Raw genomic sequence first — 25,377 nt, 5'->3', positions numbered from 1 at the left:
CCATTCGCGACGAGCTCGAAGTACTTCGCGCGCTCAGCATGCAGTTTCCTCCGGCCCTGCGGGATCTGCCGATCCTGACGAATCTCGAACACGAGCAACTCCTGAAGAACTCAGGTGTTGCGACGATCACAAGAACTCAAGCCGAAAGGCCCCGGAACCCTGCGTTCCGGGGCCTTTCGCATGCCCGGGAGCCGCGTCCGCGGCACGGCCCGCCGGGGGCACGTCGGCAGGTTAGGCGCGACCGCGATCGGCGATCACGCCGACCAGGCGTTCCAGGGCGAAGACCGGATCGCGACCGGCACCCTTCACCTGCGCGTCCGCGGTGGCGAGAGCCTGAATCGCGCGACCGAGGCCCGCATCGTCCCAGCCGGAGAGATCACGACGCGCACGGTCCACCTGCCACGGCGCGAGTCCGAATTGGCGCGCCAGGTCGCTGGCGGAGCCGCGCGCGCCCGCGAGCTTCGCCATCGTGCGCACCTTGCTCGCGAAGGCCGCCACCATCGGGACCGGGTCGGCCCCCGTCGCGAGGGCATGTCGCAGGAGCCGTAGCGCCTCGCCGTGACGGCCCGCAATTGCGGCATCGGCGACCGCGAACGCGCTCGTCTCCACCCGGCCGCCGTAGTAGCGATCTACGATCTGCTCGGTGATCTCGTCGCTCGAATCGGCGAGAAGCTGCCGACACGCCGCGGCCAGCTCGGCGAGGTCATCCGAAAACGCCCCGACGAGCGCGCGCTGGGCTCCCGCGGTGATGCGACGCCGCGCCGCGCGAAACTCGGCGATCACGAAGTCCTGTTTGTCGGAATCCCGTTTGAGCTCGGCGCAGACGATCTCGATGCCCGCGCCCGCCCCGCCGCGAATCAGGTCGAGAAGCTTCTTGCCGCGCACACCCGTGACGTGTCGCAGCACGAGGTAGGTCTCGTCGGCGGGGTTCGCGACGTAGGCGAGCGCCTCCTCCAGAAACGCGTCGGCGCACTTGTGCGCGTTGTCGACCCGGATGAGCCGCGGTTCGGCGAACAACGACGGGCTCGCGAGCGTGATCAGCTCGCCGGGGGCGTAGTTGGCGGCGTCGAGATCCGAGACCTCCAGCGCCGGGTCCTCGGCGCGCAGCGTGTCGCGCAGCAGCCGGATGGCCCGATCGGCGAGGACCTGCTCAGGGCCCGACACCAAGACGATCGGGGCGGGACGCACCGCGTCCCAGGCGAGTTGCGGAATCGCGACCTTGCTGCTCGCGCGACCGGTCGAACGTGCTGCCGCCATGCCATCCTCCCGGTCGTGGACCGAAGCCAGCCTAGCCGCCGGGACCGTCACCGAGACGCTCGGTCCAGACCACGATCTCGCCGATCGCCTCGCCCGGCGCGACCAGGACGATGCCGTGCTGGTCGGTGCGATACGCCCAGGTACCCGCGGCGGCGAGCATGCCGAGCGCGCTCTCGGTCGGGTGGCCGTATTCGTTGTCGGCCCCGACCCCGATCAGCCCCACGCGCGCTCCGAGGGAGGCGTACATCGCTTCTGACTGGTCGCCGGAGCCGTGATGCGACACCTTGACGACGTCGACGGAGGCGGGGTGCGCACTCGCGAGGAGCCGCGCCTGAGCCTGCTCCCCCAGATCGCCAAGAAGAATCGCGCTCAGACACCCCGCGCGGCACTCCCCCACCGGGCGCACATCGAGCACGAGACTCGCGTCGTTGCCGGGGTCGACTCCGCGCGGCGGGGGCCAGACGACCTCCCAGGCGAGCTCCCCCAGCACTCCCTGCACACCGCGTACCGGTGACTCGACACTCGCCCCGTGCGCGCGCAAGGCATCCCCGACCGCCACATCGGCCGCATCCGCGGGAACGCCCAGCAGTGCGCGGTCCACTCGCCCCAGCACCGCGTCCAGGCCGCCCACGTGGTCGATGTCGAAGTGCGTCAGCACGAGCAGGTCGATGCGCGCGACGCCGAGGGCCTCGAGGCACGCGGCAAGCGGCTCGGCCTCGCGCCCGACGTCGACGAGCGCGACCTGGCCACCACTGCGGATCAGGGTCGCATCCCCCTGCCCCACATCGCACATGGCGTACTGCCAGTTGCTCGGCCGCCCCAAAGCGGAGCCGATACCGTTGGCGACCAGCGTGAGCGGGTACGCCAGCAGTGTCAGCGCGAGAACACCGGCCGCGCCGCGCCGGACGGCGGATGCGCGACCGCCCGTCGGCAGGATCAGCACGGCCGCCGCGACCGTGACGGCCGCGAGAAGCACGACGCCCGCGACCCCGTCGATCCACGGTCCGCGCGCGACCGGAAGCGCCGCGGTCGTGTGCGCCACCGCTGCGATCCAGCTGGACGGTAGCCACGCGACCCCGATCAGCAGCTGCGCAAGCCAGGGCGCCACGGGAAGCACGAGGCACGCCACGAGGCCGACGACCGTCGCGATCGGCGCGGCGGGTGCCGCGAGCACGTTGGCGGGCACTCCGTACACCGCGAGCGACGGGTCGAGCAGCACGAGGATCGGCTGACACGCGAGCTGCGCGGCGGTGGGGACGGCAACGACCAGCGCGAGCGGGATCGGGACCACGCGAGACAGGCGTTCGGCGAGCGGTCCGGCCAGCACGAGCAACCCGGCGGTCGCGAGCACCGACAGGGCGAAACCGTAGTTGCGGGCCAGCCACGGGTCGATCGTCACCAGCACGATGACACTCAGGCACAGCAGCGGCATGCCGCGGGATGCGCGCCCGAGCGCCAGGCCGACCAGCGCGGCGCCCGCCATGATGCTCGCTCTCAGCACGCTCGGTTCGGGGGTGACCAGCACCACGAATCCGAGGAGAGCGACCAGGGCCGCCCCGACGCGCACCGCCCGCGGCGCGCCCGCAATGCGGCACACCCCGAACACCAGCACCACCACGACCGCGCAGTTCGCGCCTGACACGGCCGTGAGATGGCTAAGCGAGCTACGTTTCATGTCACGGTCGAGGGTCGCGCCGACATCGGACGTGTCGCCGATCGCGAGCCCCGGAAGCAGTCCGCCGCCCGGTTGAGGAAGCGCCGCGGTCGCCTGCCGGAATCCGGTGCGAAGCGCGTCGCTCGCCGCGAGCAGCGGCGGCGGCTCGGCGACCGTGTCGAGCTCGCCTCGCGCGAATGCGAGGTACGCCCGATCATCACCCGGCTCCGCGGCCGTGACCGAGGCGAGAACGCGCACGGTACTGCCGACGGTGAGCCGCGCCAGCGCCGGATCGTCGCGCTCGGCGAACACCAGCACGGGGATCGCCGAGACGCTCTCGCGCACCCCCGCGATCGAGCCCAGCGTCGCCTCGAAGCGCCCCTGACTCGGTCGACTGGTCAGGGTGAGTTCGAGTTCGAGAGTGCGCCCGGCCTGCGCCGCCTCGCGCAACTCGGCGGGGGCGCGCACCGCGACCGCGTTCGCGGTGGCGCTCAGCACCAGCGATGCGGCCGCGGCCGCGAGCAGCACCGCGCCGAGACGAGCGCGCGCCCGGGGGGATGCCCGAAGCGTGAACACCGCCACCGCGAGCACGATCACCGCGGCCCACCCGGCGATCGCCGCCGCGAGCACGGCAGCAGGATCTGTGACCCCCACGGCGAGGATCGCGCCGAGCCAGGCGACGAGCGCCGCCGGCACGAGGCGGTAGTCGCCGGGCACGGCTAGACCGTGACCAGGTCGCGCAGGCCCTCGAAGGTCTTGTCGCCGATGCCGCTCACGCTCAACAGGTCTTCGATAGCGGTGAAGCGGCCGTTGGTTTCGCGCCACTGCAGAATGCGTTCGGCCAGCGCCGGGCCGATGCGCGGCAGCGTCTCGAGCGCCGCGGCATCGGCGGTGTTGAGGTTCACCTTGCCGCCCACCACGGCGCCGGTTCCCGCGGTCGGCGCCTCGCCCTCCGCGTAGACGACCAGCTGCTCCCCATCGACGAGAAACCTCGCCAGGTTGACGGCCTCCGGGTCCGCCCCCTCGAGAAAGCCGCCCGCCGCAGCCACCGCGTCGACCGCGCGCGCACCCTCGCGCAACTCGTAAAGCCCGGGCCGCGCCACGAGCCCCAGGATGTGGACGTAGATCGTCGCACTGGCGCCGCCGGCGGCTGCCACGGTCTCGGCGGGCGCCGGCGCCTCCACCACCGCGCTCGTGCCGCGCGGCGTCACCGCCGTGATGAACACGGCGATCCCGAGCGCCGCGAGAGCAAGAATGAGCGCGGCCCCGACCCCGACCCGCACGCGGGCGCGGCGGGGGTCGGGGTCGAGACGCGCGCTCACGGCGTCAGGTTAGGTCGGCACCGTTCACGCCGACCCGGGAGGCGTCGAGCCTGTGGGCGCTCAGCCCTTCGTGGCGATGTTGACGAGCTTCGGGGCGCGCACGATCACGTTGACGATCTCGCGTTCGCCGACGGCGCGGGCCACCGCATCCGAGCCGCGTGCCAGGATCTCGAGCGCGCCGGTGTCGATCGTCGGCGCGACCTCGAACCGGTCGCGCACCTTGCCGTCGACCTGCACGATCGCCGTCACCGACTCCTCCACGAGGAGCGTCGGATCGGCCTTGCGCAACGTGGTCGTCGCCACGCTGCCTTCATAGCCGAGGCGCTCCCACATGTCGTCGGCGGTGTGCGGCGCGAACAGGCTCAGCAGCTTGGTGACGATCTCGATCGCCTCGCGCACCGCGGGGTCGCCCGCGCCGGGACCGGAATCGATCGTCTTGCGGATCGCGTTCACGAGTTCCATCAAGCGCGCCACGACGACGTTGAACTTGAAGCTCTCAACCAGGCCCGGGGCATCCGCGAGCAGGCGGTGAGTCTGGCGACGCAGCACCGGATCCCCGCCCTTCCACTCCACCTCGGGGCTCGAGGTGACCTCGCCCGACACGCGCCAGGCGCGCGCCAAGAACTTGGCCGACCCGGCCGGGGACACATCCGCCCAGTCGATGTCGTCCTCCGGCGGACCGGCGAAGGCCATCGTCAGACGCACCGCGTCGACACCGTGCTCATCCAACTGCTCCGAGAGCTTGACGATGTTGCCGCGGCTCTTCGACATGGCCGAGCCGTTCATCAGCACCATGCCCTGGTTCAGCAGCGCGCTGAACGGCTCGGTGAAGCTCACGTAGCCCAGGTCGAACAGCACCTTGGTGATGAAGCGCGCGTACAGCAGGTGCAGGATCGCGTGCGTCACGCCTCCGACGTACTGGTCGACGGGCGCCCACTTCTCGGCCTCCTTCGGGTCGAAGGCCTGGGTGTCGTCGTTCGGGTTCAAGAACCGCAGGAAGTACCACGACGAGTCGACGAAGGTGTCCATCGTGTCGGCGTCGCGACGCGCGGCGGTGCCATCCGGCAACGTCACGTTGACCCAGTCCTCGGCCGCGCCGAGCGGCGAGGTGCCCTTCGGCTGCAGATCGAGACCCTCGCTCGGCGGGAGCACCACCGGCAACGCCGACTCGTCGACCGGGATCTCCCGGCCGTCCTCGGTGTGCAGAATCGGGATCGGCGTGCCCCAGTAACGCTGGCGCGAGATCAGCCAGTCGCGCAGGCGATAGGTCTTCGCGGCGCGGCCGGTGCCCGCCTCCTCGAGCAGTTCGATGACGCGTTTGATCGCGTTCGACTTGCTCAGCCCGTCGAGCGGGCCGGAATTCATCAGGCGCCCCTCGCCCGCGAGCGCCTCGCCGGTGGTGGCCGGGTCCTGCTGCGGGATGTCGCCCGCCTCCAGCATCTCGGGGGTGATCACGGGGATGGCGCCGGTCACCGGCGCGTTCGTGTCCACGACGACGCGCACCGGCAGGTCGAACTTGATCGCGAACTCCAGGTCGCGCTGGTCGTGCGCGGGCACCGCCATGACGGCGCCGTGACCGTAGTCGGCGAGCACGTAGTCGGCCGCCCACACCGGGATGCGCTCCCCGTTGACCGGGTTGATCGCGACGCGGCCGAGCGGAACGCCGGTCTTCTCCCGCGTGGCGTCCTGGCGCTCGATCTCCGTCGACTTCTGCACCTGCTCCAGGTACGTGGCGAAGTTCTGCTGGGTCTCGGGGTCGGCATCCGCCACCAACTCGGCCGCGAGGTCCGAATCGGGCGCGACCACCATGAAGGTCGCGCCGAACAGCGTGTCCGGGCGCGTGGTGAAGACCGTGACCTTCTCCGGGCGGCCCTCGATCACGAAATCGACGTCGGCGCCGACGCTGCGGCCGATCCAGTTGCGCTGCATCGCCAGCACCTTGCTCGGCCAGGAACCCTCGAGCTGGTTGAGGTCGTCGAGCAGCCGGTCGGCGTAGTCGGTGATCTTGAAGTACCACTGGGTGAGCTTCTTCTTGATCACCACGTTGTCGCAGCGCTCACAGCGCCCGTCGACGACCTGCTCGTTCGCGAGCACGGTCAGGTCGTGGGTGCACCAGTTAACCCAGCTCGCCTTGCGGTAGGCCAGACCCTTTTCGTAGAGCTTGAGGAACAGCCACTGGTTCCACTTGTAGTACTCGGGGTCGCTCGTGCGCAGCACGCGGTCCCAGTCGAAAGACGCCGCGTAGCGCTTCATCGACTGACGCTGCTGCTCGATGTTGTCGTAGGTCCAGGCGCGAGGATCCACGCCGCGCTTGATGGCGGCATTCTCGGCGGGCAGGCCGAAGCTGTCCCAGCCGATCGGGTGCAGCACGTTGAAGCCCTGGAGCCGCCAGTAGCGCGCGATGACGTCGCCGAGCGCGTACGCCTCGGCGTGACCCATGTGCAGGTCGCCCGAAGGGTACGGGAACATGTCGAGCACGTACTTGCGGGGGCGCGCATCCGCGGGGTTGTCGGTCGCGAACGGGCGCAACTCATCCCACCGCGCCTGCCACTTGTCTTGGATGCGCGTGAAGTCGTACTCGATCGGGGCGTCGTCGTGCTGGGTCACAGAACTCTCATTCGTCAGGTGCCGGATCGTGCCCCGCGCCATCGCACGGCGGGCGGACGTCGCGATCCATCGTCCAGGTTACTCAACACTCGGGCCTCCGATTGCGTTCCCGCATCCCCTCCCTTCAACGAAATGCAGGATCAACGCATCCGGATGCCTGCGACGCCGCGCCTCGTCCCTCCCGCACTGTGCGCTTTTCCTGCATTTCGGAACGGATGCGGGAGCGGGAGCGGGATGCGGGAGCGGGCTTCGGGGCGGGGATGCGGGAGTGGGAGGCGGGAGCGGGGCTACGGCGCGGGGGCGCCGAGGACGCGCAGGAGGGGCGCCGCCTTAACCCGGATCTCGGCCAGCTCGGCAGCGGGATCGGAGAGCGCCGTGATGCCGCCGCCGGTGCCGAGGGAGGCGCCCGCGGCATCCAGCACGATACTGCGGATCACCATCGCGAGGTCGCACGCGCCGTCATAGCCGAACCAGCCGAAAGCACCCGCGTAGATGCCGCGCGGCCGCCCCTCGAGCTCGTCGAGGATCTCGGTCGCACGGCGTTTCGGGGCACCCGTCATCGACCCGGCCGGGAAGCACGCCGCCACGACATCCGCGACGGTGAGCCCCGCGCGCACCTGCCCCTCGACCGTGCTCACCAATTGATGCACCTGCGCGTAGCTCTCCACCTCGAGCAGGTGCGTCACGGCGACGCTGCCGACCTCGCACACGCGCGAAAGGTCGTTGCGCATCAGGTCGACGATCATCAGGTTCTCGGCGCGCTCCTTCTCGCTGGCCAACAGCTCCGCGCGCGCGGCGGCATCACGCGCGGCATCGGCACCCCTCGGCCGGGTTCCCTTGATCGGGCTCGTGTCGACCCGCCCCTGCGCGTCGACGCGCAGGAACCGCTCCGGCGAGGCCGAGACCAGCGTCCGCTCGCCGATGCGGATGAGCCCGCCGTGGTGGCTGGGGCTCGTCGCGCGCAGCGCCGTCAGCAGTTCGACCGGATCGGGGCGCACGCCCGGCAGCTCGACGCGCGTGGTGAGACACAGCTGGTACGCCTCGCCCTCGCGGATGGCCTCCTGACAGGCGCGGATGTTGTCGAGGTAGCGCGCATCATCGTCCCGCCAGACGGCGGCGCTCGGCGCGGGCACGGTCGCGCCGGCGGGCGCGAGATCGGCGAGTGCGAGAACCGCGGCATCCCGCCAGGCGGCCAATTCGCCCGTCCAGTCCGCACCGAGCGCCACCAGGCGCCCCTCGCCGCTCGCCGCGTCGATCACCAGCATCCGATCGACGCGCAGCAGCGCGGCCGGGGGCGCGGCCACGGGTCGCGGCAGCCCGAGGGTCTCGAAACGCAGTTCGTACTCGAGCCACCCCACGAGCCCGAGCCGGAACGCCGGCAGACCGTCGCGCGCCAGAGCGGGATCGCTCGCCAGCTCGGCGCGCAGCGCCTCCAGCACGCTGCCCTCGATCGCCACCGGGTCGCCTCGGCCGAGATAGTGGGTCCCGGTCGCCCCGTTCGCCTCCGGCGCCGCACTGTCGAGCCAGAAGCCGTCCGCCTCGCCGACCAGGGCGCGGAAGGCGGCGGCCGCATCGGGCACGATGCCGACCGGATGCTCCAGCACTCGTCGCGGCGCCAATTCATGCCGCGGGGATGTGGGGCGCATACCCTGATCCTATGAGCGCAACGACGACTTTCCGCTGGCGGACGACCCAGCTCGAAGTGGTCGAGGACTGCGCGAGCGGGCCGGTCGAGTTGCTCGCGGCCGATTCGTGGCTGGTCGACGCCGGCCGCACGCTCGCGCTCGACTTGCATCGGGCGCGATTCCTGGCTGCAGCCACCGACCGCGGGATCGACGCCACGGAGTTGGAGGCCTTCTGGGCATCCGCGATCGCCGCGATTCCGGCGACCGGCGCCTGGTTCCCGCGGGTGGAGGCCCGCCGCACCCGCGACGTCCGCGAACTGCGCCTGCTGCTCCGCGAGGCGCCCGAGCGGCACCGCTCGCTCACGGTCTCGACCCATCCCGGCCGCGACCCGCGCACCCGGCCGCGCGTGAAGGGCCCCGACCTCGAGGCCATGCTGCGGCTGCGCACCGAGGCCCAGTCGCGCGGCGCCGACGAGGCGGTCCTGCTGACGGCCGAGGGGCACATCGTCGAGGGCTCGACGACGTGCCTCGCGTGGTGGCGCGGCGACGCGATCGCGGTTCCCTCCCCCGCGCTGGACCGCATCGACTCGGTCACGCTGCGCAGTGTGCTCGCGCTCGCGACGGCGCTCGGCGTGGACGTGCTCCATGAGCATGCCCGGCCCGCCGACCTCGACGGGCTCGAGGTGTGGGCGCTCAACGCCCTGCACGGCATTCGCATCGTCACCGCGTGGGAGGACGTCCCGCAGCTGGCGGAACAACCCGGCCGACTGCGGCAGTGGCGCGAACGCCTCGACGCGCTGAGGCGCCCGGTGCACGAGGGCCGCGCCTGATGGACATCAACGCGGCGCTCACCTGGATCCTCGAACTCGTCGCCTCCGTTGATCCGGTCCTGCGCGCCGTCCTCGCCGGGGTCGGGATGTTTCTGGAGACGAGCGTGCTCGTCGGCCTGGTCGTTCCCGGCGACTCGATCGTGCTCGTGGCGAGCACCGCGGTGGAGACCCCGGCGGGCTACATCGCCCTGCTGGTCGCCGTGATCGTCGGATCGCTCGGCGGCGAAAGCGTGGGGTTCGCGCTGGGGCGGCTGTTCGGTCCCCGCATCCGTGAGTCGCGGCTGGGGCACCGGATCGGACGCGCGAACTGGCGGCGCGCCGAGAACTACGTGGATCGCCGGGGCGGGCCGGCCGTGTTCATCTCGCGCTTCCTGCCGGTGTTCCACTCGCTCGTGCCGCTCACCGTCGGGATGAGCGCCATGAGCTACCGGCGTTTCTTCGCCTGGACGGCGCCCGCCTGTCTCGTCTGGGCCCTGGCCTACGTGACCTTCGGCTCGATCGCCGCGGTCGGCTACCGCGAGATGTCCGGGCAGCTTCACGTCGCCGGCTACATCTTCATCGGCGTGGTCGCCGCCTTCGCGCTCGGCGTCGTGCTGGTCAAATGGCTCCTGGTCCGTTCCGAGCGCCGCCACTGGGATCACCCGGGCGACGGCGACGCGAACACCATCGACGACGACTTCCCCGTGCGCTGACGCCACGGCCGCCGGAAACCGCAGCGGGGACGAGCGCATGCGCACCCGTCCCCGCTGTCGGTCGGCGAATCAGCTCACGAAACCGTTCGCGGTCAGCCACTCGGTCGCGATCTGCGCGCTCGAGAGCTGGTCTTCGACGCTCTGCACGTTCAGCGCGACAAGACCCTCGGCGGTCAGCGCAGCGCTGATCGGGTCGAGCACCGCGGCGAGCTCCTCGGCCAGGTCGGCGTTCACGAGCGGAACCACGTTCGAGGCGAGGAACAGGCCCTCCGGGTCGTCCAGGGTGACCAGGCCCGAGGTCTGGATGCGCGGGTCGGCCGTGTAGATATTGGCGACGTTGACGACGCCCTCGACGAGCGCGTCGAACGTCGTGTCACCGGTGGCTTCGAAACTCACGGTGACGCCGTAGACGCTCTCCAGGCCCGCGGGACCGTAGGGGCGCTCTTCGAGCTCCGGCGGCCCGCCGAGCACGACACCGTCGACGTTCGCGAGGTCGCCGATGGAGCTCAGCGAGTTGGCGTCGGCGAACTCCTGCGTGACGGTGTACGAGTCCTGGTCGCTCGCGCTCGACTGGGCGAGCACCGCGAGGCCGTCCGGAAGCGCGTCGGCGAGGGCCGCGTAGACCTCATCGGTCTGCGTGGCGGTGGTGTCGGGCGCGTAGTACTGGAGGAGGTTTCCGGTGTACTCGGGGAAGACATCCACCTCTCCGCCTTCCAAGGCGGGAATGTAGGCGTCGCGCTGGCCGATCTGGAAGGAGCGCTCGACGTCGTAGCCGGCGTTCTCCAGGGCCTGCGCGTAGATTTCGGCGACGATCTCATTCGAGTAGTACGCCTGCGAGCCGACGACGATGGTGTCGGTGCTGCCCGATCCCTCGTCGGGGCTCAGCGGATCGCCCTGCGCACACCCTGAAAGGGCCAATGCAACCCCAACCACGGCTGCCCCGAGGGCGAGCCGGCCCTTGTTCCCTGCTGTGTTCAACATGATCTTCCTTACCTAGTTGTGGGCGGGGGTTCCCGCCGAACTCGCGCGAGACCATTTCGGCCCGGCACGATGTTGACGCGGACGCGGCGCGCTGCGCCCGTCCGGAATGACGCGCTCGGTGATCTGGGCGGCAAGCCCGAACAGCGCATCGAGCGCGAAGGCGAGAGCGACCACGAGCAGGGCGGCGCCCAGCATCTGGTCGTAGCGGCGCAACGGCAGACCCTGGATGATGTCGAACCCGAGGCCGCCGAGATTGACGTAGGCCGCGAGCGTCGCCGTCGCCACCACCTGCAGCGTGGCACTGCGCAGCCCGCCGATCAGCAGCGGCAGCCCGAGCGGGACCTCGACCTTCCGGAGGATCTGCCACTCGGTCATGCCGATGGCGCGTGCCGCCGAAATGGTCGATCGATCGATCGCCTCCAGCCCCGCGTAGGCCCCGGCGAGGATCGAGGGGATGGCCAGGATCACGAACGCGATGTAGGAACCCGCCGCGACCCGAACGCCCAGCCCGACGCCGAAGGTGCCGAGCAGCAGGACGAAGAAGAGGATGAGTCCGAACGAGGGCAGGGCGCGCGCCGCTCCCGAGATCGCCACCGCGATCTCGCGTCCGCGACCGGTGTGCCCGATCAGATAGCCGGCGGGAATGGCGATGGCGGCCGCGATCGCCACCGAGACGAGTGAGTAGAGGACGTGCTCGCCGATGCGGGTCCACAACTCCCCCTCGCCCGCGGGGCCGAGGTTCGCGAGGATCCACGCGAAGGCGTCGAAAAAGAGCGTCATGACGACACCGCCCGCGTGCGCGAGGGGGCCCTTCGGGCCCACGGCATGACGGCGCGGCCGACAAGTTGCAGCGCGCCATCGACGACGAGCGCGAGCGCCGCCGTCGCCAGCACGCCCGCGAAGACCTCTTCGACGATGCGGCGCTGCAGCCCGTTCGTGAACAGGTATCCGAGGCTCTCGACACCGATCAGGATGCCCACCGTCACCAGGGCGATCGTGCCCACCGCAACCACCCGGAGGCCGGCGAGTAGCACCGGGCCGGCGAGCGGGAACTCGACCTCCCAGAAGCGCCGCCACGCGGAATACCCGACGGCCGTCGCGGACTGCCGAACACCGGGATCGACCGAGCCGAAGGCGTCCGCGGCCGCGCGGGCCATGAGCGCGATCGCATACAGCGTCAGCGCGATCGTGACGTTGAGTTCGCTGAGGAAAGGGATCCCGAGAAGCGGCGGCAGCACGACGAACAGCGCGAGTGACGGAATCGTGTACAGCAGACCCGCCACGGTCAGCACGAGCCCGCGCGTGACGCGGTACCGCCACGCCACCCAGCCGAGCGGGATGGCGATGACAAAGCCGAGCACGATCGGAACGACACTCAAGCGGAGATGCTCGAGTGTCAACTCCCCGATCAACCCGAGGTTATTGACGATCCAGTTCATCTCAGCGTCGCGCCTCGCTGAGCACACCCGCCGCGCGGCCATCGGAGTCGACCAGGATGGTGCGACCGTTGACAACCTTCTCGGTGAGCGCCCGCTTGCCGCGGTCGGCGCCGACGAAGCTGGCGACGAAGTCGTTGGCGGGGTGCGCGAGAAGCTCCTCTGGAGTGCCCTTCTGGGCGATGCGTCCGCCGGTCTCGAGCAGGACGATCTGGTCGCCCAGCAGGAACGCCTCATCGATGTCGTGCGTGACGAAAACGATCGTCTTGCCGAGCTCTTGCTGCAGGCGGAGAACCTCCTGCTGCAGTTCGGCTCGGACAATGGGGTCGACGGCGCCGAAGGGCTCATCCATCAGCAGGATGTTCGGGTCGACCGCGAGACCCCGGGCGACACCCACGCGCTGCTGTTGGCCGCCCGAGAGCTGTGCGGGGTAGCGGGTCGCGAACTCGCGGTCGAGCCCGACGACATCCATGAGTTCCCGCGCCCGGGCGTGGGCTTCCGCCTTCGAGACGCCGACCAGACGCGGAACGGTCGCGATGTTGTCGATGACCCGACGATGCGGAAGAAGGCCCGAGTTCTGCATGACGTAGCCGATGCGGCGTCGAAGCTGCACCGGCTCGGTCGTCGCCACGTCCTCGTCGTCGATGAGCACCGCGCCCGCGCTCGGATCGACCATGCGATTGATCATCCGGAGAAGCGTCGTCTTGCCGGAGCCGCTCGACCCCACCAGCACGGTCACCTGGTGGGACGGCATGACGACACTGAAGTCGTCGACCGCGAGCGTGCCGTCGGGAAACTGCTTAGAGACGGCTCTGAACTCGATCATGCGCGGTCCGCTCTCCCTCGGTCGCCCCGTGACGGGGTCGTTGCCGGTGACGAGCCTCCGCGCAGTCGCGAAAGCTCCTCACCATCTCAACACATTCGGAGCAAACCGCGCCGGGGATTGCACGGGCAATCCCCGGACGCGTCAGTTGGCGAGGTGCGCGGGGATGTCGAAGTGCGGCGACATCAGCGCGAGGAAGATGTCCTGCGAGTGCGCGATGAACTGCTCGTCGCCGTCGGCCTCGCGCGCGAACGCCCGAGCCACGATCGCGTCGCCCGCCTGGCACGCCGCTTCAAAGGCCACGCGTGCCGCATCCGTCCCCGGCAACTCGAAGCGCTGAACGAGGGATTCGTAAATCCGCTGGGCGAGCGCGGCGTTCGCCGACACTCCCGTCGTCGGGCGCAGATCGAGCACGTCGCCGAGTCGCAAAGACGCGAAACCCGGTTCGGTGCGATAGGCGTCGACCAGAACGGCGACACTCGCGGCCAGCGCGGTGACCCAGTCTTGGTGCTGCTCGTCGCGCACCGCTTCCATGACGCGTTCATTCATCCGCTCGGCGTTGCGCGCCGCCAGACTCTGAAGGACCGCGATGCGGTCGGGGAAGTAGCGGTAGACGGTGCCAATGGAGGCGCCAGCGCGCTCAGCCACCATCGCCGTGGTCAGGCGCTCGTAGCCGATTTCATCGATCACTTCGGCCGCCGCATCCAGCAGAGCCGCGAGGCGCGCGGTACTTCGCGCCTGAACGGGCTCGTTGCGGATCAGCGCAGCGGGATCAACCTGGTGATCGGAGAGTTTGATGTAGGACACAGGGGTTCTCCTTCTCGATTGGGTGAGCATACCTTCCGTTCCTGTGGTCGGGCCGGATGTTCGCCGTGACACACTGGGGCCATGATGTCGAGCCGTTCTGAGCCCGCTGACGGCCCCGCGGAATCGACAACTCTTCACATCGCGGCGCGCATCGAGGACTGGATCCACGAGCGCCGCGCACGGCGCGCACGGCGTCGCGGGCGGGTCGCGACCGTCATCCCGTTCACGGGGTACGGCGGGGATGGCTGGGTCCGCATTCTCGGACGCGTGGTCTACCAGGACCCGGCCCGATCGAGCGACCCGACACGGACCGTCCGCGGCTGGCGGAGCTTCACGAGCGTCCACGCCGCCTATGCCGAGGTGACGGCGACACGCGGCGCGGAGTCGGAGGAGCTTGTCGCCGACCGGGGCGGCGTCCTCGATGCGCGGGTGGAGTTGTCGCTTCCCGCCGGCTGGAACACCGTTCGGCTCCGCGTCAACGGGGGTGACGAGGTCGAGGCGCCCATCTTCGTGGTCAGCGGCGAACACCGTTTCGGAATCCTGTCCGATATCGACGACACCGTGATGGTGACCGCGCTGCCGCGCCCGTTTCTCGCGGCGTGGAATACTTTCGTGCTCGACGAACACGCGCGCCGCCCGGTTCCCGGCATGGCCGTGCTGTATGAACGGTTGGCGCAACGGCATCCCGGCTGTCCGGTGTTCTACCTTTCGACGGGCGCGTGGAACGTCGCCCCGACGCTGAGCCGGTTCTTGCATCGCAACCTCTACCCTCGGGGGCCGTTGCTGCTCACCGACTGGGGTCCGACGCATGATCGGTGGTTTCGAAGCGGACAGCAGCACAAGCGCGAGAGTCTGGCGCGACTCGCGCAGGAGTTCCCGCAGATCAGGTGGCTGCTGGTCGGCGACGACGGCCAACATGACGAGGACCTCTACGCCGCCTTCGCCGCCGAGCACGCCGACAATGTGGCGGCCATCGCGATCCGGCAGCTGACCGCGAGTGAGGCGGTGCTCGCCGGTGGCCGCAGTCGTCGACCCGACCAAGACACCGAGAGCACACCGTGGGTATTCGCCCCCGATGGGGCGGGGCTCAGCACGCAACTGCGCGTGCTCGGGCTGCTGGGTCCGCGGCCGTAACACGGGCCGCGTCTCCGGTAGCGTGAGCAGCGTGTCTCGATTCGACGACGGCTCCGCGGGAGACGCGAACTACGGCCAGATCGGCCGCGGCTACGCGAGTATTCGGCAGCCGGATCCGCGCATCGAGGCGCGCGTGCGCGCGGCGCTCAGTGATGCGCGAACCGTGATCAACGTCGGCGCGGGAGCCGGGAGCTACGAACCGGACGATCTCGAGGTCACGGCGGTGGAACCGTCGGCGTCGATGCGTGCCGAACGTCCGCCGCACCGCTCGCGCGCGATCGACGCGACGGCCGACGCTCTGCCGTTCGCGGACAATAGTTTCGATGCCGCGATGGCGAGCGTGACGATTCACCAGTGGCCCGACCTCGAGACGGGGCTCGGCGAGATGCGCCGGGTGGCGCGCGGCCCGGTCGTGATTCTGACCTTTGATCCCGTCGTTCCCGAACCGTGGTGGCAGCCGGTGTACGTGCCCGAACTGTTCGAGGTCGAGGCGCGTCGGATGCCGAGCATGGAGCGCATTGCGGCGGCGCTGGGTGGGACGGTCGAGGTGCAGACGGTGTCCGTGCCCGCGGACTGCATCGACGGCTTCGGTCAAGCGTTCTTTGCACGCCCGGAGCGCACGCTCGAGCCGGAGGTCCGCCGCGCGATGTCGGCGTGGAGCTTCCTGGAGCAGTCGGTGGTCGATCGCTATGTGCGCGAACTCGGAGCGGATCTCGAGTCGGGCGCGTGGGACGCCGCGTGGGGGCACTTCCGCACGCTCGACGAGTTCGACGTCGGGATGCGGCTCGTCATCGCACGGCCCAGCTGAGTTTTACTTGCCTTCACCCCCGAATGTGGGGTAGAAATGTGCGCGAAATGCTTGCCGCTGTCGCGGTCGGGCGATACTCTCGGGAGAGCGTTCGCTAGGTCCCCCATATAGCGGACGCCTTGTCCCCCGTTATTGGTTCCTGTGTTCCCCACACGTGGTTCCCTCCCCCCCGAGAGGAACAGTCGATGTCCGCTGTTCTCGCGGCCGCCCCCCAGGTCGCTGCTACCGGGTTCCCGGCTGCCCTCGTGGTGGCCGTGGGAGTCACCGCGCTCGTCGCGCTCGGCATGATGCTCGCGGCGCTGCACCGCAGTTCACGACTGACGATCGGCCGCGGGCTACTGACGGGAACCCTGGCGCTCGGCGTCGTCGGTGTCGCCGCGGGAGGTGTCGTGGCGCTCTCGCCCGGCTCGGCCCAGGCCACGCCCGAGACGGGCAATACCTACGTCGTGGTGGACTCCGGCGACGAATGGGACGTTCAGCTCCCGACGCTCAGCACCGACAGCTAACCCCTCAGCCGACCACCGCGCGGCAGTCGCTGTCGCACGTGATGTACGGCCCCGTTCGGCCGGAGAGCTCGCGACGGAGCACGATCAGCCTGAGGGCGGACGCGTCGATGCTGGACTCCGCGATCTCTCCGCGTTCGACGGCATCGACGACCGCGGCGGCGACCGCGGCGACATCGACCGCGGCGACGTAGAGCAACAGATCGTTGCCCGCGGCCACCGCGGCCACCGCGTTCCGGATCGGGTCCGCGTACTCCGGGACTCCCGAATTCTGGAGCATCGCCATGTCGTCGGTCACAATGACCCCCTCGAACCCGAGCTCCTCACGCAGCACACGGTGCCACTCGGCGGAGAGGGTCGCCGGTTCCGAGTCAACGGACGTGTAGCGAACATGCCCGAACATCACGAGCTCGGCCCCGGCCTCGATCCCCGCGATGAAGGGCGGGGCCTGCGTCGTGAGCCACTCCGATTCGCTCATCGCGGTGGCGGGCAGGCTCGAGTGCGAATCGCCGGCAACCGCCCCGTGACCGGGGAAATGCTTGAGAGTCGACAACACGACACCGTTCTCGCCCGCCACCGCCGCCGCCACACGCGGAGCGGCGTCCGCCGCAGTGGCACCCAAGACGCGCGGGTGGATGAACGCCGAACGATCGGCGGTCACGTCGGCCACGATCCCAAAATTAATGGCGACCCCCGCCGACGCGACGAGTCGCGCCCGATCGGCGAACGCATCCTCGGCCGCGGAGGGAGGCAGCTCCCGTAGCTGGGACGGCGAGGCCGCGTCGTCCCCCGGGAGACGACGCACGATGCCGCCCTCCTGGTCGATCGACACCAGCACGGGGTACCCCGGATCGCTGCTGAGCGACGCCGTCGTCGTCGCGAGTTGCCCGACCGAGCCGGGGACGTTATCGCCCATGTAGATGAGGCCCGCGGCTCCGGTGCGCTCCAACTGCGCGCGCAGGACACTCGCGTCGAGACCTGCCACATGGATCATGATCATGCTCGCGACCTTCTCGCGCAGCGTCATGCTCGCCAGCCGGGCCTCGGCGTAGCTCTCGAGCGGATCGATGACCGGCGCCACGGGGGGCGGCTCCCACGACTCGGGCGGCGTGACGGTTGGCGCCGTGCAGGCGCTCAGCGAGAGCGCCGTCGCCAGGCTCGCGGCCAGCGCGACTCCGGCGATGCGCGTCGTTGCCACCTCGCGATCGTACCCGCCTCCCGTACTGTGGTGCCATGCTGCGCCGCGCACGTGCCCTGCTCGGCTCGACGCACCCCGGGCCGAGCCTGGTCGTCACGACCGTCGCGGTTGCGCTCGGCGTCGCCGCCGGCCTCGATGCGGCGCGCGTCGCCCTTCTCGGCGTCGCGATGCTTTTCAACCAGTTCTCGGTCGGCCTGTCGAACGACTGGCTCGACGCCGACCGGGACCGCCGCGCGAACCGCGGCGACAAGCCGATCGCGCGCGGAGAGGTCTCCGTCGCGGTCGTCCGAACCGCCGCCCTGGTCTCGTTGGTCGTCAGCCTCGTCGCGGTGGTGCCGCTCGGCATCCTGGCGCTCGCGATGAACGCGCTCAATCTTGCGGCCGGCTGGGCATACAACCTCCGACTGAAGTTCACGGCGTTCTCGGTCGCGGCCTACCTCGTCGGGTTCGGCAGCCTGCCCGCCCTCGCGACGGCGGCCCGAGCCGAGCCCGCGTGGCCCGCATGGTGGGCGGTCGCCGTCGGAGCACTGCTCGGTGCGGCCGCGCATTTCGCGAACGCCGCGCCGGACCTCGACGAGGATGCGCGCGAAGGCATCCGCGGGCTGCCGCAGCTGCTCGGACGCCGCGTCTCGATCGCGTTGACCTGGCTGGGGCTCGCCGCGGCGGCGATCGTGCTCCTGCTCGGGTGGGGCGTCACCCCGGCGAGCGTCGCGGCGGCGGTCACGACGCTCGCGCTCGGCGTGATCGGCCTCACCACCCCGCTCGGACGAGGCGACACGCGCGCGCCGTTCCGCCTGATCATGCTCGCCGCCCTCGTGATCGTCGTCGCGCTGGTCACCGCCGGCGAAGCCCTCCTCGCCCCCTAGCCCGCCCGCCGCCCGGGCCCGCCGGCCGTCGCGGGGTCGGGGTGGGGGTTGCGGATGCCGAGCCAGCTCACGAGCGCCCCCGCCGCCATCATCCCGGCGGTTGCGATCGCCGCGCGATGGAAGCCGTCGAGGTCGAGTTCTCCGCCGATGATGACGGCGAGTAGCGCGATCACGACAAGACCTGCGACACGCGCGACGGCGTTGTTGACCGCCGAGGCGATGCCCGAGCGCTCCGGTTCGATCGCGCCGAGGATCGCCGAGGTGAGCGGCGACACGGTGAGGGTGATCCCGAGCCCGAAGACGATAATGCCGGGGAGCACCTGCCGCCAGTAGTCGAACTCGGCGCTCACCGAGAGCAGCAGCAGCGCCCCGATGGCCATGACGAGCGGCCCCAGCGTCATAAACACCCGCGGCCCGAATCGCCCCGCGAGTGCCCCCACTCGGGAACTGCCGAGAATCATGATGAGGGTGATCGGCAAACTCGCGAGTCCGGCCAGCGTCGCCGAGAGCCCCGCGCCCTGCTGCAGGTAGACGCTCACCACGAATCCGTTGAGCGACAGCGCACCGTAGACGAGCGCGGTCGCGACGTTGCCCGTCCAGAAGTTGCGCACGCGGTAGAGGCCAAGCGGCATGATCGGGTTGGCCGCGACGCGTTGGCGCCACAGAAAGCCGACGAAGGCAATCAGGCCGAGTGACATCGAGAGCCAGATCGCCGGATGCTGCCACCCGAGGTTGACCTGTTCGATGAGCGCGAAGACCGGGCCCCCGAGCCCCAGTGTGCACAACACGGCGCCGAGGTAGTCGATGCGCACCCCCGGGCGCCGCACGTCACGCTGTTCGAGCATCGTGAGCAGGACGAGCGTGACCGCGATGGGGAGCACATTGATCAGGAACGCGAACCGCCACGAGAGCAGGTCGACGAACACGCCCCCCAGGACGGGCCCAGCGATCATGGCGCCGCTCGTCATCGCCGTCCAGACCCCGATCGCCCGACCTTGCGCCGCACCCCGGAAATTCGAGGTGATGAGCGCGAGTGAACTCGGCACGAGCAGCGCGCCGGCGACCCCCTGAAGGGCGCGGGCCACGATCAGCAGTTCCGCCGTGGGCGCCGCCGCGATCGCGACCGAGGTGACCCCGAATCCGATCAGGCCGATGCGGATGACGTGCAGCCGCCCGTAGAGATCGCTGATCGAGCCGGCGACCAGGATGAGGGCGCCGAGCGTGATCAGGTAGGCATCCACGACCCACTGCTGCGTCGCGATCCCGCCGCCGAGTTCGCGCACGATCGCGGGGAGCGCGACGTTCACGATCGTGCCGTCGAGGAACGCGACGAAACTGGCCAGGACGGCGATCGTGAGCACCAGGCGCTGCTCGCGGGTCATGGCGGTCACGCGCTCAGGCTAGCCCGTGCTCGAGTGCGATGCCGGGCTCAGTCATCGGCCAGCAGCGCGCGCACGCGCGGGATGACCTCGCGCCCATACAACTCGATGGCGGTCATCATGTGCTCGTGCGGCAGTGTGCCCGCCGAGTACTTGAGGTCGAAACGCTGGACGCCGAGCGTGCGCACGGTGCGCGCGATCTTTTGCGCCACCGTCTCGGGCGAGCCGAGGTGCAGGGCGCCGTCGACGATCTCGGCGTCGAAGCGGTCACGCGTGGTGGGCGGCCAGCCGCGTTCGGCCCCGATGCGGTCGACCATCACCTTGTGGTGGTCGTAGTACAGGTCGGCGGCCTCCTGATCGGTGGCGGCGATGAATCCGGGCGAGTGCACGGCGACGGGAAGCGTCTCGTGCCCGAACTGGGCGACCGCGCGATGGAAGAGATCCACGTAGGGGGCGAAACGCTCGGGTGCCCCGCCGATGATCGCCAGGGTCAGCGGGAGGCCGTGGCGTGCGGCTCGCACCACCGACTCGGGACTTCCCCCCACCCCGACCGAGGTGCGGATGCGCCCCGACTCGGTCTTCGGGTAGACCTGCTGGTGGATGAGCGGCGCGCGCGTCGTGCCGTTCCACGACACCTCTCCCTCGTCGAGCAGCTTGACCAGCAGCTCGAGCTTCTCTTCGAAGAGCACCTCGTACTGCGCGAGATCGAATCCGAACAGCGGGAACGACTCGGTGAACGAACCGCGACCGGCGATGATTTCGGCGCGGCCGTTCGAGATCGCGTCGAGGGTGGCGAACTTCTCGAACACGCGCACCGGGTCGTCGGAGCTCAGCACGGTGACCGCGGTGCCGAGCCGGATGCGTTCGGTGCGCGCCGCGATGGCGGCGAGCACGAGCTCGGGGGCCGAGATCGCGAAATCGTCGCGGTGGTGCTCCCCCACCCCGAAGAAGTCGACGCCGACCTGGTCGGCGAGCACACCCTGCTCGACGACGTTGCGGACGGCGACGGCGTCGTGCACCCGCGCGCCGTCGAGGTCGACCGTCACGTCACCGAAGGTGTCGAGTCCGAATTCCACGTCGTTCATGTCTCTGATCCCGCCCGAGTCGCCCACGTCGATGCACATGCATCGTTATGCCCAACGGTGACCAGGCTCGGAACATTCCCGAGCGATCGCCGCATCCGCCCCAGTCAGGCACCGATCTCGGTGAGCACCCAGAAGATCACGTACACCGGCCAGACGATCGCCTGGAGCAGGCCCAAGATCACACCCCAGAAGCTGCCGTTCGACTCGGAGACGAAGTAGATCGCGGCGCCGATGTAGGCCAGGAAGAAGACGAAGCCCCAGGGACCCGCCTGCTCGACCACTCGGCCTCGATTGCTGGCCACACTGCCCTCCTTCGGAGTTGGTGCTCCCAGGGTAGGCCCGAACGTCGGACGGTGGGGAGCACGATCGGGAATGCGAGTGCGCCCCGCGCGGGTTGTGTCTGACGTGAAGAGCATCGGATTCCTCTCGTTCGGGCACTGGTCGGCCTCCGCCGGATCGTTCGCGCGCAGCGCCGCGGACGTGCTGCATCAGTCGATCGACCTGGCGGTCGCGGCCGAGGAGCTGGGCGCCGATGGCGCCTACTTCCGGGTGCACCACTTCGCGCAGCAACTCGCCTCCCCGTTTCCGTTGCTCGCCGCGATCGGGGCACGCACCTCCCGGATCGAGATCGGCACCGGGGTCATCGATATGCGGTACGAGAACCCGTCGTACATGGCCGAGGATGCGGGCGCCGCCGACCTGATCTCGAACGGCCGCCTGCAGCTCGGGGTGAGCCGAGGCTCCCCCGAGCAGGTGATCGACGGCTCGCGCTACTTCGGCTACGCCGCCCCCGAGGGGTCGACCATGGCGGATGTGGCACGCGACAACACCGAGGTGTTCCTCAAGGTGATCGACGGGGCCCGCTTCGCCGAACCGAATCCGCGGCCGATGTTCCCCAACCCTCACCCCGGCCCGCTCGGCCTCGAACCCCAGTCCCCCGGCCTCCGGGATCGGATCTGGTGGGGCGCCGCCTCGGATTCCACCGCGATCTGGGCGGCGAAGCTCGGCATGAACCTGATGAGCTCCACTCTCAAGGAGGACGAATCGGGCGAGCCGCTGCACGTGCAGCAGCGCAAGCAGATCGAGGCCTACCGCGCGGCGTGGGCGGATGCCGGCCACGATCGCGAGCCGCGTGTCTCAGTGAGCCGCTCGATCTTCGCGCTTACCACCGACGAAGACCGCCGGTACTTCGTCGGCGGCGACCGCGACGCCGGCGACACCTTCGCGAATCTCGACGGGTTCAAAGCGGTGTTCGGGCGCAGCTACGCCGACGAACCGGACAAGCTCGTCGAGCAGCTCCGCGCCGACGAAGCGATCGCCGCCGCGGACACGCTCCTGCTCACGGTGCCGAACCAGTTGGGCGTCGACTACAACGCCCACGTACTCGAGTCAATCCTCACCGACGTGGCGCCGGGACTCGGCTGGCGCTGAGACGCTCGCGTCGACCACTCAGCGCACGAGCGTGATGGAAAGCTCGGAAAGCAGGTTGAGGACGCGACGCTCGATCTCGTCGCGCACCGGACGCACCTCCTCGGTGGACCAGCCGGCCGGGTCCGACAGCACCCACTCCTCGTAACGCTTGCCCGGGAAGATCGGACAGGCGTCCCCGCATCCCATCGTGATCACGACGTCGGCGGCACGCACGACCTCGTCGGTCCACGGCTTCGGGTACTCCCCGGAGATGTCGATGCCCTTCTCAGCCATCACCTCGATGGCGACCGGGTTCACGTTCTCGCCAGGCTCCGAACCACCCGACCAGCCGATGCCGCCCGCACCCGCGTAGTGCTCGAAGAACCCGAGCGCCATCTGGGAGCGTCCCGCGTTGTGCACGCAGAGGAACAGCACCGTCGGCGTGCCGTCGACGACGAGACCGTCGGCGCGGGCGAGGGCCCGTAGCCGTTGGCGGGCGAACTTCTCAGCCAGCACGGGCAGGTAGTTGGGTACCGTCGCCGTTTCGGCGAGCCGCTCGTGCGAACTGTGCAGGAACCGATCGATCGTCTCGAGGCCGAATGTGCCCTCAAACTCGCGCGCCAGACGCGTGGCCGAGCTCGTGAGCGCGGCATGCTGGTCGATGGTGACGGTCGCCCGCGGGTGCTGGATGGTCATGGTAGCTCTTTCTTCAGGCGGCAGTAAGCCGGGGCGCGAGGTCGCGGATGCGGCTCGCAAGATCGTCGAAGGCGTTGTCGAAGGCTTGGTCAGTTCCCACCCGCACGGGGTCCGGCACCGACCAATGCAGGGCCGGGATTCCGCTGAGTTCTTCATGCGCGTCGTCGCAGACAGCGATGACGAAGTCGTCGGGTGCGAGCACGTCGTCCACTGATCGCGGCGGGGTTGCGCCGATGGCGAGCCCGCGGCGCTCTCCCGCCGACACCGCGCGCGGGGCGACCCGGTCGGCCGGGTGTGTGCCCGCCGACGCGACCGGAATCTCGCTCGCCGAGTGCCACAATGCAGCCGCCAACTGCGAGCGGGCCGAGTTTCCGCGGCAGACGAACACCACACGCCGCACCGAGCGGTATTCGGTCGGCCCGAGGTTCTCGAGCGCACCCGGGACGAGTCGCACGTAGCTGCGCCGCCCGTCCGCCTCCGACTTGGAGCGGCGCACGATCCCCTCCTGCTCGAGCAGGTTCAGGTGGTGCGCGAGGAGGCTCGATGACAGCCCGAGGGCCGACTGGAGTTCGGTCGGTGACTGATCACCAAGGGTGAGCAGGTCGACAATGTGGAGCCGGTTGACGTCCGACAGTGCCGCGTGGCGGGCCGCGCGGCGCTGGAGGTCATTTCGCTCAGTTTTCATTGACTCAATGATGACTGAGGTATCGCGAGACGTCAAGTCACGGGCGCTGCCCGCCCCCGCCGCGGCTGTCGTCGAACTCGAGAATCTCATCGCCGACGACGGTGACCGCCACTGAGCCCGCCACCGTGACCGTGTAACTGACGCCGGCCTCGATGTGCGGTGAGGCGACGAAGATCGAGGCCGTCTCCTGCACGGTCGTGTACTCGACGACCACGGTGCCGTCGTCGGCGACCACCTGCACGATGTCTCCCACCTGCGCGGCAACGTTCGTCCAGACGAAGCTGCTGCCCGAGAAGTCGCCGGAGGTGTCCATGGCCGCCTCGGGCCCGGTGAAGGGCGAGGTTGCGATGACGGTGCCACCGGTCACCGCGGCATCGCCGTTGGAGTCGATCCCGTCCCCGCCCGCGAACACCGTGACGACTCCTCCGGAGATCAGGATCGCCGAGCCGTCGCCCTCACGCGCGCCGGCCGAGTCGCTCACCGAACCGTTGAGTCCGTCATCGGATGAGACGACGTCGACGGTGCCGCCCGCGATCGTGAGCGCGGCGCTCTCGAGTCCCTCGTAAGAATCGACCACATCGATGACCCCCTCGGCGACGAACAGGATCGTCTCGGCGTTCAGACCGTCACCGGCGGCGTCGATCGTAATCTCGCCACCCGTCACGACGATGTCGGTCGTCGCGTCGACGCCGTCATCTCCCGCCACGAGCTCGAGTGTGCCGCCGGCGAGCTGGATGTACCCGCGCAACTCCTCGTCCTCGTTGTCGCTTGTCAGTGCGTCGCCGCCCGCCGCGACGGAGAGGGTGCCGCCCTCGATCACGAGAGCGTCCTTTCCGCGCACCCCGTCCTCCACGGCGTCGATCGTCAGGTTGCCGCTGAGGATGACCAGGTCGTCCTCGCTCGTGATGCCGTCGTTGCCGTTGCCGGCGACGGTCAACGAGCCTTCGCCGGTGATCGTGAGGTCTGCCTCGCTGAAGAGGGCCGCGTTCACGTCGGCGTCGCTGGCGTAGGAGTCGGTATCGCTGAGGTAGTTGTCGCCGAGGAGCGAAATGACCACATCGTCCGCGCTCGCGACGGTGATCGCCGCGCTCGTGGTCGATGAGATCGTGGCGTCGTCGAGGATGATCGCGACGACCGCGTCGTCGGGTGCGGCGACGACGAGCTGGCCGTCCAACGCGCCGGTGACCAGGTAAGTGCCCGCGGTCGTGATCGTCACTGTGTCGCCGTCGGCCGTCGCCCCGGAGCCGTCCACCGCGGCGGAGTCGCCCTGCAGCGTGATCGTGGTCCCCGCCTCGGGATCCCACTCATCCGGGTTCACCGTCGTGGCGTTCTCGTTGGCGGCGAGGATCTCCTCGGCCGCCGCCACTGCGGCCGTCAGGACGGTCTCGGAGTTCGTCTCCTCGATCTCGACCGTGGTTGAGGTCGCCGTGTCGGCGACGGTGCAGCCGGTCAGCACGACCGCGCTCAAAAGAAGCGTGGATGCTGCGGCGGGGAGAAGGAAGCGTCGTGTGCGCATCGTCAATCCTTTCGATCGAGTACGCCCATCCAGCCCTCTCCTGCTATGCGATTCCTATGCCTT

The 25,377-nt window shown here is 69.7% G+C and carries 24 protein-coding genes; 7 read left to right on the top strand and 17 right to left on the bottom strand.

Annotated features, from left to right (window positions below):
* Positions 1 to 231: 231 nt before the first annotated feature.
* The 5 genes from holA to QZ258_RS07135 form a co-directional block, all read right to left on the bottom strand.
* Positions 232 to 1,257 carry a DNA polymerase III subunit delta gene (gene holA / locus QZ258_RS07155; RefSeq protein ID WP_294179996.1) on the bottom strand — a complete coding sequence of 342 codons (1,026 nt, stop codon included), beginning with the start codon at positions 1,255 to 1,257 and terminating at the stop codon, positions 232 to 234.
* Positions 1,258 to 1,288: 31 nt separating this feature from the next.
* Entirely contained in the window at positions 1,289 to 3,628 is a 2,340-nt protein-coding gene (locus QZ258_RS07150; protein ID WP_294179995.1) for a ComEC/Rec2 family competence protein, read from the bottom strand.
* A gap of 2 nt (positions 3,629 to 3,630) precedes the next feature.
* The gene (locus QZ258_RS07145; protein ID WP_294179994.1) at positions 3,631 to 4,233 is read right to left on the bottom strand and encodes a ComEA family DNA-binding protein; all 603 of its coding nucleotides are present in this window, start codon (positions 4,231 to 4,233) and stop codon (positions 3,631 to 3,633) included.
* Between the two features lie 60 nt (positions 4,234 to 4,293).
* Positions 4,294 to 6,882, bottom strand: coding sequence for a leucine--tRNA ligase (gene leuS / locus QZ258_RS07140; RefSeq protein ID WP_294179993.1), 2,589 nt, complete (start codon positions 6,880 to 6,882; stop codon positions 4,294 to 4,296).
* A 245-nt stretch (positions 6,883 to 7,127) separates the two neighbouring features.
* Positions 7,128 to 8,486: an anthranilate synthase component I family protein gene (locus tag QZ258_RS07135; protein WP_294179992.1), complete on the bottom strand. Its 1,359-nt coding sequence runs from the start codon at positions 8,484 to 8,486 to the stop codon at positions 7,128 to 7,130.
* Between the two features lie 11 nt (positions 8,487 to 8,497).
* On the opposite strand from QZ258_RS07135, the gene QZ258_RS07130 reads away from it, so the two are divergent.
* The gene (locus QZ258_RS07130; RefSeq protein WP_294179991.1) at positions 8,498 to 9,295 is read left to right on the top strand and encodes an aminotransferase class IV; all 798 of its coding nucleotides are present in this window, start codon (positions 8,498 to 8,500) and stop codon (positions 9,293 to 9,295) included.
* A gap of 5 nt (positions 9,296 to 9,300) precedes the next feature.
* The gene (locus QZ258_RS07125; protein WP_294180003.1) at positions 9,301 to 9,987 is read left to right on the top strand and encodes a DedA family protein; all 687 of its coding nucleotides are present in this window, start codon (positions 9,301 to 9,303) and stop codon (positions 9,985 to 9,987) included.
* A gap of 69 nt (positions 9,988 to 10,056) precedes the next feature.
* Here QZ258_RS07125 and QZ258_RS07120 read toward each other — a convergent pair whose 3' ends face one another.
* From QZ258_RS07120 to QZ258_RS07100, 5 genes are all read right to left on the bottom strand, one after another.
* Positions 10,057 to 10,968: an ABC transporter substrate-binding protein gene (locus tag QZ258_RS07120; RefSeq protein WP_294179990.1), complete on the bottom strand. Its 912-nt coding sequence runs from the start codon at positions 10,966 to 10,968 to the stop codon at positions 10,057 to 10,059.
* Positions 10,969 to 10,980: 12 nt separating this feature from the next.
* The gene (locus tag QZ258_RS07115) at positions 10,981 to 11,748 is read right to left on the bottom strand and encodes an ABC transporter permease (protein WP_294179989.1); all 768 of its coding nucleotides are present in this window, start codon (positions 11,746 to 11,748) and stop codon (positions 10,981 to 10,983) included.
* Positions 11,745 to 12,407, bottom strand: coding sequence for an ABC transporter permease (locus tag QZ258_RS07110; protein ID WP_294179988.1), 663 nt, complete (start codon positions 12,405 to 12,407; stop codon positions 11,745 to 11,747). Before QZ258_RS07110 ends, QZ258_RS07115 begins: the two co-directional genes overlap by 4 nt.
* Before the next feature lies 1 nt (position 12,408).
* Positions 12,409 to 13,230 (bottom strand): ABC transporter ATP-binding protein, encoded by an 822-nt coding sequence (locus QZ258_RS07105; protein WP_294179987.1) that lies wholly within the window; start codon positions 13,228 to 13,230, stop codon positions 12,409 to 12,411.
* Positions 13,231 to 13,371: 141 nt separating this feature from the next.
* Entirely contained in the window at positions 13,372 to 14,034 is a 663-nt protein-coding gene (locus tag QZ258_RS07100) for a TetR/AcrR family transcriptional regulator (protein ID WP_294179986.1), read from the bottom strand.
* 81 nt (positions 14,035 to 14,115) lie between these two features.
* Between QZ258_RS07100 and QZ258_RS07095 the strand changes: the two genes are divergently transcribed.
* The 3 genes from QZ258_RS07095 to QZ258_RS07085 all read left to right on the top strand — a co-directional run bounded on the left by QZ258_RS07095 (position 14,116) and on the right by QZ258_RS07085 (position 16,482).
* Positions 14,116 to 15,168: an App1 family protein gene (locus tag QZ258_RS07095; protein WP_294179985.1), complete on the top strand. Its 1,053-nt coding sequence runs from the start codon at positions 14,116 to 14,118 to the stop codon at positions 15,166 to 15,168.
* A 31-nt stretch (positions 15,169 to 15,199) separates the two neighbouring features.
* Complete coding sequence (locus tag QZ258_RS07090; protein ID WP_294179984.1) at positions 15,200 to 15,976, top strand: class I SAM-dependent methyltransferase; 777 nt, start codon at positions 15,200 to 15,202, stop codon at positions 15,974 to 15,976.
* A gap of 185 nt (positions 15,977 to 16,161) precedes the next feature.
* Entirely contained in the window at positions 16,162 to 16,482 is a 321-nt protein-coding gene (locus QZ258_RS07085; RefSeq protein WP_294179983.1) for a hypothetical protein, read from the top strand.
* A 4-nt stretch (positions 16,483 to 16,486) separates the two neighbouring features.
* Here the strand turns inward: QZ258_RS07085 and QZ258_RS07080 are convergent, their stop codons facing one another.
* On the bottom strand, positions 16,487 to 17,677 hold the full coding sequence (locus tag QZ258_RS07080; RefSeq protein WP_294179982.1) for a glycoside hydrolase family 3 N-terminal domain-containing protein: 1,191 nt from the start codon (positions 17,675 to 17,677) through the stop codon (positions 16,487 to 16,489).
* Positions 17,678 to 17,712: 35 nt separating this feature from the next.
* On the opposite strand from QZ258_RS07080, the gene QZ258_RS07075 reads away from it, so the two are divergent.
* The gene (locus tag QZ258_RS07075; protein ID WP_294179981.1) at positions 17,713 to 18,543 is read left to right on the top strand and encodes a UbiA family prenyltransferase; all 831 of its coding nucleotides are present in this window, start codon (positions 17,713 to 17,715) and stop codon (positions 18,541 to 18,543) included.
* Here the strand turns inward: QZ258_RS07075 and QZ258_RS07070 are convergent.
* The 3 genes from QZ258_RS07070 to QZ258_RS07060 form a co-directional block, all read right to left on the bottom strand.
* A complete protein-coding gene (locus tag QZ258_RS07070; RefSeq protein WP_294180002.1) occupies positions 18,540 to 19,925 on the bottom strand; it encodes an MFS transporter in 1,386 nt (461 codons plus the stop codon). The two genes, QZ258_RS07075 and QZ258_RS07070, sit on opposite strands and share 4 nt — an antisense overlap.
* A gap of 47 nt (positions 19,926 to 19,972) precedes the next feature.
* Positions 19,973 to 21,007 carry an LLM class flavin-dependent oxidoreductase gene (locus QZ258_RS07065; protein WP_294179980.1) on the bottom strand — a complete coding sequence of 345 codons (1,035 nt, stop codon included), beginning with the start codon at positions 21,005 to 21,007 and terminating at the stop codon, positions 19,973 to 19,975.
* 104 nt (positions 21,008 to 21,111) lie between these two features.
* On the bottom strand, positions 21,112 to 21,309 hold the full coding sequence (locus QZ258_RS07060; protein WP_294179979.1) for a hypothetical protein: 198 nt from the start codon (positions 21,307 to 21,309) through the stop codon (positions 21,112 to 21,114).
* A 103-nt stretch (positions 21,310 to 21,412) separates the two neighbouring features.
* Here QZ258_RS07060 and QZ258_RS07055 point away from each other — a divergent pair, with 103 nt between their 5' ends.
* On the top strand, positions 21,413 to 22,438 hold the full coding sequence (locus QZ258_RS07055; protein ID WP_294180001.1) for an LLM class flavin-dependent oxidoreductase: 1,026 nt from the start codon (positions 21,413 to 21,415) through the stop codon (positions 22,436 to 22,438).
* 18 nt (positions 22,439 to 22,456) lie between these two features.
* Here the strand turns inward: QZ258_RS07055 and QZ258_RS07050 are convergent, their stop codons facing one another.
* Genes QZ258_RS07050 through QZ258_RS07040 form a run of 3 tightly spaced genes read right to left on the bottom strand, consistent with a single transcriptional unit; the run spans position 22,457 to position 25,314 of the window.
* Entirely contained in the window at positions 22,457 to 23,113 is a 657-nt protein-coding gene (locus tag QZ258_RS07050; protein WP_294179978.1) for an arsenate reductase ArsC, read from the bottom strand.
* Positions 23,114 to 23,126: 13 nt separating this feature from the next.
* Positions 23,127 to 23,798, bottom strand: coding sequence for a MarR family transcriptional regulator (locus tag QZ258_RS07045; RefSeq protein WP_294179977.1), 672 nt, complete (start codon positions 23,796 to 23,798; stop codon positions 23,127 to 23,129).
* A 37-nt stretch (positions 23,799 to 23,835) separates the two neighbouring features.
* Positions 23,836 to 25,314, bottom strand: a complete 1,479-nt coding sequence (locus QZ258_RS07040; RefSeq protein WP_294179976.1) for a carbohydrate-binding domain-containing protein — start codon at positions 25,312 to 25,314, stop codon at positions 23,836 to 23,838.
* Positions 25,315 to 25,377 lie beyond the last annotated feature (63 nt).

It is taken from the genome of uncultured Schumannella sp. (assembly GCF_905479755.1).
GTDB lineage: Bacteria > Actinomycetota > Actinomycetes > Actinomycetales > Microbacteriaceae > DCRR01.
Note: the sequence above shows the minus strand (reverse complement) of the source record. Positions and strands in the feature narration are given on the sequence as shown.

What these genes read in the sequence shown, in the direction of transcription:
- QZ258_RS07045 (WP_294179977.1), bottom strand. Translation starts at nt 23,798, where the DNA reads ATGAAAACTGAGCGAAATGACCTCCAGCGCCGCGCGGCCCGCCACGCG.
- QZ258_RS07110 (WP_294179988.1), bottom strand. Translation starts at nt 12,407, where the DNA reads ATGAACTGGATCGTCAATAACCTCGGGTTGATCGGGGAGTTGACACTC.
- QZ258_RS07065 (WP_294179980.1), bottom strand. Translation starts at nt 21,007, where the DNA reads ATGAACGACGTGGAATTCGGACTCGACACCTTCGGTGACGTGACGGTC.
- QZ258_RS07105 (WP_294179987.1), bottom strand. Translation starts at nt 13,230, where the DNA reads ATGATCGAGTTCAGAGCCGTCTCTAAGCAGTTTCCCGACGGCACGCTC.
- QZ258_RS07115 (WP_294179989.1), bottom strand. Translation starts at nt 11,748, where the DNA reads ATGACGCTCTTTTTCGACGCCTTCGCGTGGATCCTCGCGAACCTCGGC.
- QZ258_RS07095 (WP_294179985.1), top strand. Translation starts at nt 14,116, where the DNA reads ATGATGTCGAGCCGTTCTGAGCCCGCTGACGGCCCCGCGGAATCGACA.
- QZ258_RS07075 (WP_294179981.1), top strand. Translation starts at nt 17,713, where the DNA reads ATGCTGCGCCGCGCACGTGCCCTGCTCGGCTCGACGCACCCCGGGCCG.
- QZ258_RS07070 (WP_294180002.1), bottom strand. Translation starts at nt 19,925, where the DNA reads ATGACCCGCGAGCAGCGCCTGGTGCTCACGATCGCCGTCCTGGCCAGT.
- QZ258_RS07040 (WP_294179976.1), bottom strand. Translation starts at nt 25,314, where the DNA reads ATGCGCACACGACGCTTCCTTCTCCCCGCCGCAGCATCCACGCTTCTT.
- holA (WP_294179996.1), bottom strand. Translation starts at nt 1,257, where the DNA reads ATGGCGGCAGCACGTTCGACCGGTCGCGCGAGCAGCAAGGTCGCGATT.
- QZ258_RS07085 (WP_294179983.1), top strand. Translation starts at nt 16,162, where the DNA reads ATGTCCGCTGTTCTCGCGGCCGCCCCCCAGGTCGCTGCTACCGGGTTC.
- QZ258_RS07120 (WP_294179990.1), bottom strand. Translation starts at nt 10,968, where the DNA reads ATGTTGAACACAGCAGGGAACAAGGGCCGGCTCGCCCTCGGGGCAGCC.
- leuS (WP_294179993.1), bottom strand. Translation starts at nt 6,882, where the DNA reads ATGGCGCGGGGCACGATCCGGCACCTGACGAATGAGAGTTCTGTGACC.
- QZ258_RS07050 (WP_294179978.1), bottom strand. Translation starts at nt 23,113, where the DNA reads ATGACCATCCAGCACCCGCGGGCGACCGTCACCATCGACCAGCATGCC.
- QZ258_RS07130 (WP_294179991.1), top strand. Translation starts at nt 8,498, where the DNA reads ATGAGCGCAACGACGACTTTCCGCTGGCGGACGACCCAGCTCGAAGTG.
- QZ258_RS07135 (WP_294179992.1), bottom strand. Translation starts at nt 8,486, where the DNA reads ATGCGCCCCACATCCCCGCGGCATGAATTGGCGCCGCGACGAGTGCTG.